Consider the following 7,357-nt stretch of genomic DNA (forward strand, 5'->3'; position numbering starts at 1 on the left):
GCCCAAGGCCGGCTCGAAGGCGCCGTGGAAGCTCAAGCAGAACTACTTCCTCGACGTCCGGATGATCCGCCAGGGCAAGGTCGACGACGAGGCGCTGCACTTCACCAAACACCGTGCCGCACTGAAGGTCTAGCTGCTGACGACCACGATCCCGTCGTCGTCGCAGTAGGCGATCTCACCGGGAACGAACGTCACCCCGCCGAAGGTCACCGCCACGTCGCGGTGGCCTTCGCCGGTCTTGCTGCTCTTGCGCGGATTGGTGCCGAGCGCCTTGATCCCGATGTCCAGGGAGCCCAACGCGACCGCGTCCCGCACCGCGCCGTTGATGATCAACCCGGTCCAGCCGTTCTGCACCCCTAGGCCCGCGATGAGGTCGCCGACGAGCGCCGTATGCAGTGATCCGTCGCCGTCGACGACCAGCACACCGCCGTCTCCCGGCTCCGAAAGCACCGACTTGAGCAGTGCGTTGTCCTGAAAGCAGTGCACCGTGGTGATGGGTCCCGCGAACAGTGTCGTGGCGCCGTAGTTCTGCAGCTGCAGGTCGCAGCTACGGACGTCTGGGTAGATGTCGTCGACGAGGTCGGCAGTGGCGCGCGGTTCGATGGTCACGACGCCCATTATCCCCGCAGGCAGCCGCGCCGGTACCCGCCCGAGTCGTCAGTCGTCGTCGGAGCGGCGACGCGCCAGCAGCACGACCAGGATGGCCAGCACGCCCGCGGCCACGGCGGCGACCAATGGCAACCGAGAGGGCTCGGGGCCGGGCAGTGGAATGGGCGACGGGGCAGTCGCAACCGTCGACTTCGCTTGTGCAGCAGCCTCTTTCGCGGGAGACGTCTGCGGTCGCTCACCATTGGTGGCGGCCGCGGCGGCGGGCACCGCCGCAATGGGTGGTGGTGGCGCGGCCTTCTGCGCCGGGGCCTTCTTCGCAGGCGCGGCCTTCTTGGCGGGCGCCTTCTTCGCCGGTGACTTGGCGGGGGCCTTCTTCGCGGCCTTGGCCGGCGCCTTCTTAGCGGGCGGCGGCGGTGGTGCCGGATCGGAGCCAGCGCTCGGCGGCTGATCCCTGGGCGGGTCGCCTGGTCGGTCCTGCTCGTCGGCCATAGTGGCTGCTCCTTTGCAGTTTCAGGTGCAAGAGTCGGCGTGCGGTGGGTGCTCGGCAGTGCTACCCAATCATGCCAGTCGGCCTCATCGCGTCAGCCCGTGACCGCCAAGGCGGCTGCCAAGGTGAGAGCCACGGACATGACCGCCAACTCGATTCGGGACCTGATGCCCGATGCGCCGGCCGTTGCGCGGTGAGCCCGCGCCGCGGGTAGCCAGCCCGCCCGATTCCGCGACGCCAGGGCGACGAGTGCCACCGTCACGAGGATCTTGGCCAGCAGCACCCGCCCGTATCCGGTGTCGTAGAGAGCCGCCGGGGAGTCCAGTGTCACGACCGCCCCCAGCCCGCCGAACACCAGCAGCACGACGACGCAGACCAAGGACACCTGGGAGAACCGCGGCAGCACCCTGGCCCACTGGCCGCGGTGCGTCACCGTCAGCACCAGCGCGGCGAGCGCGCCACACCAGACGGCCGCGGCCAAGGCGTGTACCGCCACCGCCACGCCGCCCAACGGTCTCTCCGAGAGGTGCCCGACGAGGCTGCGGCCCGCCACGCCCATGGCGGCGGCGCCCGTGGCGAGCACGCCCGCGGTCGAGCCAGGGCGCACCCTTCCCGGCGAAGTAGTCGCCACTAGACACACGACCACGGCCGACGCCAGACACACCAAACCGGCCCGACCCGCCGCGGTGTCGAGCGCGAACTCGGCGGTGATGCGCACGCTCAGCCGTCCGAACGTCGACCCGGCCGCCTCCGACGCCCCGACGAAGAGCCGAACGAGTTCGGCCATCGCCCACACCGCCGACACGACGATGAGCGGACGGGCGGCGCGGGCGGCGAGTTCGGCGCGGTAGCGCTGCGCATCGAATGCGGGCACGACGGCGAGTCCGAGCGCGATCACCGCCGCGATGTCGGCAAGGGCCCGAATCAGCATGGCTGCGGGCGAATTCTGCGGGACCGCCAGCCACCACGCCGCCGCAGCGGCTGCCCCGACGCACCCCAACCCCAATGCTGCCGCCCGCAGCCGGATCACCCGCGCCGTCGTACCGCCACCAATGCGCCCACGCCGACGATCACCGCGGCGAGCACCACGAACGGCCACATCGGCACACCGCCTCCGCCGTCCCCCCGCCCGACGGCTGGACCCGGCGACCCGGTTCCCGCCACGGTCAGCTCGAACGACCACGCGCCGTTCACCACGTGGCCGTCGGCAGAGGTCACGCGGTAGTTGACCGTGTACTTGCCGGTCGGACCCAACGGCAGCAACATCACGCTGGCGACGGCGCCCCGAATCTCCGCAGGACCCGTCGACCACAGATTGCCGTCGGGCCCGACCACGGTCATGGCGGCGAAGTTCGTCTGCAGTTGCTCGTTGAACGTGGCACTCACCCGGGCTGGCCCCGCACCGACCGAGCTGTCCGGTGCGGGGTCGGTCGAAACCCGAACGGCATGTGCGGACGCGGTCCCGGCGCCGGCGAGCGCCAGAACCGCGAGAACCACACTGAGGAGCGAAGTGGCGACGAATCTGCGGATCATGCGCGGCGGCGTCCGAGCAGGGCCGCGACCACACCCACCGCCGCCAGGATCAATGCCCCACCCGCCAGCCACCGAGCCGTGTTGTCGGGAGCCGCCACCGGAGCTGGTGCAGTGGGTTCGGCCGCCGTTGCCGTTGGCGCCGGCGGCGGCTGATGAGCGCCTGCTGCATCGCCGGCCGGGCCGGTCAGGTTCAGGACCGGTGCCGGGTGCTCGGGCTCGGCACCGCCTGCCAGCGGCGGTTGATCCCAGCGCACGACGGTCCCGTCCGAGTACGTCTGGGTGGCGGGCAGCGTGACCGATGGCTGGTTGGGCAGCGTCACCGAAACGTGGAACAGGGCGAACTGATCGGACGAGATGCCGACCGTGGGAGCCGCCGTCCACGTGACGGACCGCACCGTTCCGGCGGCGGCATCGCGGTCCAGCCGTGCCGTCCAACCGGGCATGACTTCGGTGCGGGCCGACGCCACGTTGGGCAGCGTCACGCTGAATTCCGTTGTGATCGCCCCCTTCTCGGACTCTCCGGGAACCTGAAAGGTCAGCACCGAAGTGCTGCCGGGGGTTGCACCGTCGGCGTCGACGTGGACATGGGCCGAGGCCGGTCCCGCACCCGACAGGACGGCGATGGACATGGCGGTGCCAGTGGTGGCGGTCGTGATGAGGGCGCGCATGTACGCCCGGTGAATGGATCTCATGTAGTTGGTGCCTTCTGTGTCGTCTGGTCGTGGGTCAGTGGGCGAAGCTGACCGGAGGACCTCGATGTGACACGGACGCGGCGAGGCTGAGCGCAGACTGCAGTGGTTGATCGGCGCTGCCGACGACGGTCGCCGACGCCGCGGCTATCGGGGGCGGCGGCGAAGGTGTAGCCGTCAGCAGCGTGCGCGACACGGCGGCGCAGAGACGTCCACCCGCCGCGATGAGCGCGGCGCCAACGGCGATCGCCACGACGTGCGCCGCGAGCATCAGGCCGGCCGAAGCCGTGGCGGCAGGCGGGTGCGAGTGTCCCGCTGCGCCGAGCACCGCATGGCCCAGCAGCTGCCCGACCGCCAGCACCGCGACAAGGACCTTGAAGTCCGCCGCCTCCTGAATCGTGGCGACCAGCGCCCCGAGCGTGACCGCCAACAGCGTCAGTAGCGCGGCGGTGGCGCTGGACGGCAGCCCGCCGCCGGCCGTCGAATGTGCCGCAATCGCGAGCGCACCCGTCAGCGCCCCAGCCGCCGCTCCTCGCAGACGTGCCGCGGGCGCGGTCGGGCGGTGGGGCCTTGGCTTGATCAGAGCACTCCGAGACGGGCCACTAGGTCGGCCTCCACACCGTCGAGCTGCTCGGTGATGGCGTTGTGTGCCGCCCTGCGCCGTGGCGTCGGCATGTTCTCCGCAGCCGTCACCGCCGAGGAAAGGTCGCGAAGCCGGTCGGTTACCGCCGCCACGAACTGCTTCGTCTCGGCGTCCTTCGGCTTCTTCGCCGCGACCTCGGCGAGTGTCTGCTCCGCCCCGGCGATCCGTGCGGACAGTGCCCCGCCGGCTCCGGAGAACTGGCCGATCTGGCTGAGCGGAACGCCGAGCCGGTCGGCGCGGCGCTCGTCAACGTAACCGCGTGCCGCGATGGCGACGCGGTAGGCGATCGGGACGACGACGGGGGCCAACATCCGCGAAACCGTCAGTGCCCGGCGAATGCGCGAGGGTGAGAGCAGCTTTCCCTCACGGACCGCCTTCAGCTGAGTCTCAGCAACCTTCAGGGCGGCCTTGTCGCTGCCCTTCTGAGCTTTGAGGCTCGACTTGATGGCCTTGGACTCCCGCTTGCCGTCGGCCTTGATGCGTCGTGCCTCGTTCTTGGCCGAGAGCTTGGCCTCCAGTTTCGCCTTCGCCTTGATGGCCCGAGCTTCGGCACGCCGAGTTGCTCGGCTCTTACGCCTCTTGAACAGGCCCATCCGGCTGCCTCCCGGTCATCTCGTCGCGATCTGGCGATCGCGGCTGCGCTGGTGTGGCCAACCCTAATGCCGCCGCCGCCGCAGGCCGGTTCCGCCCCGTGCATAGCGCATCGATTCCAACTGCCAGCAAACAGTTGACCATGATTGTGCAAGAATCGTTGAGTATCGGCGACGCCGACTGCCGGGTGCCACGGGGGCGCCCTTCCGGCGTCGTGGGAGGTGTGCGGACGTGGCTGTGCGAATACGCATCGCCGCGGCAGCTTTCGTAATTGCGTCGGGGCTGCTCGTGGGGGGTGCTGGTGCCACGATGGCGTTTGCCGCTCCCGAGTCGGGCCAAGGCGGCGAAAACCGTGGTACGCAGACCGACGACCACGGCGGCCGCTCTGGAGCCCCGCCGTCGGGAACGACGTCGAAGGACAGGTCGGCCGGCGAACCCAACAAAGGGCCCACCTCGCGTGCCGGAACCAGCGCAGGGCCGTCCAAGCCGACATCGCAAGTGGGTGACGGTCGCAGTGGACTCGACTCGAGGTCGCACCGTCCCGGCGCGGATGATTCTCCTGGCAGCAAACGTCCCGAACAAGATTCCAAGTCGCCTCCGCAAAACGATCCGAGAACCCCTGGCGAACCAGTCAAGAGCGGAGGTCCCAAGGATCCGAAGGACCCGAAAGACCCGAAGGATCCGCGACATCCACGGGACCCGAAGGACCCGCGGGACCCGCGGGACCCGAAGGATCCGTGGAACCACGACGGTCCGCATCATCCTGGCGGTGGGCACGATGGTCCGCATCATCCTGGCGGTGGTCACGATGGTCCGCATCATCCTGGCGGTGGTCACGACGGCCCGCATCATCCTGGCGGTGGTCACGACGGCCCGCACCATCCCGGCGGTGGTCACGACGGTCCACATCATCCCGGCGGCGGGCACGAAGGCGGGGGACCCTGCCCTCCTGACGACCCAGACCAGCCGCCCGGATCTCCCCCCGGCGGTGGCAGCGGTGGTCCCGGTTCCGGTGGCGGCGGCGGCGGTGCCGTCGCCGTACCGCCAAGGGGGCTTCCGCCGAAACCGCCGGTGATGCAGCTGCCTCCGCCGAGGGAACTGGCACCGATCGTCCCCGGAATCGTCGATCCGGCCGCCGACGTCGTGGCCGGATTGGCCTCGGCGGCATCGGCTCTGCCCTTCGTACCGGTCACGCTGCCCGTCGTCGTGGCTCCCGTCGGTGCGGGAGCTGCCGGAGCGGGCATTGGACCGCGGCCCGGGACCCCTTCGGCGCCAAGGACTTCGGCCACCCCGAGCAACGAGCAGCCGCCGCAGAGGGCCAGCCGTCAGAATCCGCCCGCCTACAGCGCCAGCAACGGTGTGACTCCGGCGTCCTTCCGGGTCGGGTACGGCAACTACCTGCGCAACGCTGGAATCGGGCAGGTGGCCGCGATCGCAGTGCCCGGCGTCACGGGCATCCTGATCATCACTGGTGCCGGTGGCTTGTTGGGGTACCGCCAGGCCCGAGCGGGACGCGCCGTCCGGGCCACCGGCACGGCCCGCTTCGTGGGTTGACCGAATTCGTCCGCTGCAGTTCGAGAAGACAGGAATAGTGGACTCATCGAGAGGGGGTTTGTATGCCAGCCAGCCGTCGTGTCACACGTGCCGTCAGTGAGGTCCTCGATCTCGCGCCCCGGCAGGGTGAAGTTTCACTCGCACGTCTCGTGGTCTCCGTAGCAGACGACCGCGGAAGACCGATCGAGCTCAAGATGGCGGACCTCCCGCCGGGCGTCTGCGGCCAGTGGCGACAGTACGCGGACCGCGACGTCTTCATGATTCAGCAGGGTCTGCCAGCAGGAGACCGAACGCTGGCCCACGAGCTGGGTCATCTGGTGCTTGGGCACGAGGGCATCTCAGTGGTGGAAGCGGCGAAGGACACCACCGAACTCGCGAGTTCCGACCTCATCGGCTACATGCTCAACCAGCGGACCGGCTGCATGGGCCCCAGCGGTGAGGACCTCGAGCAGGAGGCCGAGGACTTCGCGGCACTGCTGATCTACCGCCTGGGCCGACTGCCGTCCGATCGCGCGTCCATCGTGCAGGTGCGGCTCGGAGAGGCGTTTGGTTGATCATCTGGGTGATTGCCGGTCTTCTGGGACTGGCTACTGGCCTGCGTATCGGCTGGGCACTCGTCAACAAGCAGTCTCTGGTCAGCGCCGCGATGATTTTGGCGCTCGGAAGTCTCGGGCTGGTGGCTGCGCTCAACTGGCAGCCGCTGACGCTATTGATCGACACGCTGGTCCACTGGCCCAATGTGTCCACGGTGTTGAGTCAGGTGGCGCTCATCGCGTGCGCGGCGGGCAGTTGCGTGATGATCACCTCGGCGTCGTCGGAGCGCAAGCCGTCGACGATTCGGCGCATCGCGATCATCCAGTACGGCGTGGCCACGCTGATTGCGGCGCTGACATTGGCGTCGTTCTTCACCTCGCCACAACAGCCAGAGATGGCGCCCGAGGAGTACCTGCGACGCAACCTGGGCTCGGGAGGGATGACGTTGTCATGGCTGCTACCTCTGCTGTACGTCATGCTCGCGTTGACGTTGGTGGTGTGGGCGGGAGTGCGTCACTCCAACCGCACTCGTCGCGGCCGCGCCCTCTTCGTGTTCACCACCGGCGTCGTGCTGATCGTTCTGGCCAGTGCATTCTTCCTGCTGAGGGCTGTTGGTAGCACCGGCTTCATGGGCGTCGGAGCCGCGGCGACGCTGCTGGGGTGCGCCATGCTCGTCGTGGCGAGCGGATCGTTGTTGCCCAGTGTCGAGGACTGGTT

The 7,357-nt window shown here is 69.2% G+C and carries 10 protein-coding genes and 1 pseudogene; 4 read left to right on the plus strand and 7 right to left on the minus strand.

Going from position 1 to position 7,357, the window contains the following annotated elements; genetic code table 11:
- Positions 1-129: 129 nt before the first annotated feature.
- The 7 genes from rraA to ACRDUX_RS28785 all read right to left on the minus strand — a co-directional run bounded on the left by rraA (position 130) and on the right by ACRDUX_RS28785 (position 4,554).
- A complete protein-coding gene (rraA, locus tag ACRDUX_RS28755; RefSeq protein ID WP_526418899.1) occupies positions 130-609 on the minus strand; it encodes a ribonuclease E activity regulator RraA in 480 nt (159 codons plus the stop codon).
- A gap of 48 nt (positions 610-657) precedes the next feature.
- Positions 658-1,098: a hypothetical protein gene (locus tag ACRDUX_RS28760; RefSeq protein WP_526418901.1), complete on the minus strand. Its 441-nt coding sequence runs from the start codon at positions 1,096-1,098 to the stop codon at positions 658-660.
- Positions 1,099-1,190: 92 nt separating this feature from the next.
- Positions 1,191-2,126, minus strand: coding sequence for a CopD family protein (locus ACRDUX_RS28765; protein WP_526418903.1), 936 nt, complete (start codon positions 2,124-2,126; stop codon positions 1,191-1,193).
- Positions 2,123-2,626 carry a copper resistance CopC family protein gene (locus tag ACRDUX_RS28770; RefSeq protein WP_526418914.1) on the minus strand — a complete coding sequence of 168 codons (504 nt, stop codon included), beginning with the start codon at positions 2,624-2,626 and terminating at the stop codon, positions 2,123-2,125. Before ACRDUX_RS28770 ends, ACRDUX_RS28765 begins: the two co-directional genes overlap by 4 nt.
- On the minus strand, positions 2,626-3,321 hold the full coding sequence (locus ACRDUX_RS28775; protein ID WP_526418904.1) for a YcnI family protein: 696 nt from the start codon (positions 3,319-3,321) through the stop codon (positions 2,626-2,628). Before ACRDUX_RS28775 ends, ACRDUX_RS28770 begins: the two co-directional genes overlap by 1 nt.
- A 34-nt stretch (positions 3,322-3,355) precedes the next feature.
- Positions 3,356-3,748 (minus strand): hypothetical protein, encoded by a 393-nt coding sequence (locus ACRDUX_RS28780; RefSeq protein WP_526418906.1) that lies wholly within the window; start codon positions 3,746-3,748, stop codon positions 3,356-3,358.
- 149 nt (positions 3,749-3,897) lie between these two features.
- Complete coding sequence (locus tag ACRDUX_RS28785; protein ID WP_526418908.1) at positions 3,898-4,554, minus strand: DUF6474 family protein; 657 nt, start codon at positions 4,552-4,554, stop codon at positions 3,898-3,900.
- A 767-nt stretch (positions 4,555-5,321) separates the two neighbouring features.
- On the opposite strand from ACRDUX_RS28785, the gene ACRDUX_RS28790 reads away from it, so the two are divergent.
- From ACRDUX_RS28790 to ACRDUX_RS28805, 4 genes and pseudogenes are all read left to right on the plus strand, one after another.
- Complete coding sequence (locus tag ACRDUX_RS28790) at positions 5,322-5,627, plus strand: hypothetical protein (RefSeq protein WP_526418909.1); 306 nt, start codon at positions 5,322-5,324, stop codon at positions 5,625-5,627.
- Positions 5,627-6,106, plus strand: coding sequence for a hypothetical protein (locus tag ACRDUX_RS28795; protein WP_526418911.1), 480 nt, complete (start codon positions 5,627-5,629; stop codon positions 6,104-6,106). The genes ACRDUX_RS28790 and ACRDUX_RS28795 overlap by 1 nt, the downstream gene beginning before the upstream one ends.
- Positions 6,107-6,168: 62 nt before the next feature.
- A complete protein-coding gene (locus ACRDUX_RS28800) occupies positions 6,169-6,660 on the plus strand; it encodes an ImmA/IrrE family metallo-endopeptidase (protein ID WP_526418913.1) in 492 nt (163 codons plus the stop codon).
- Positions 6,657-7,357 (plus strand): annotated as a pseudogene (locus tag ACRDUX_RS28805) (hypothetical protein); the annotation flags it as partial. The gene ACRDUX_RS28800 and the pseudogene ACRDUX_RS28805, both read left to right, overlap by 4 nt.

Source organism: Mycobacterium sp., assembly GCF_050701675.1.
Lineage (GTDB): Bacteria > Actinomycetota > Actinomycetes > Mycobacteriales > Mycobacteriaceae > Mycobacterium.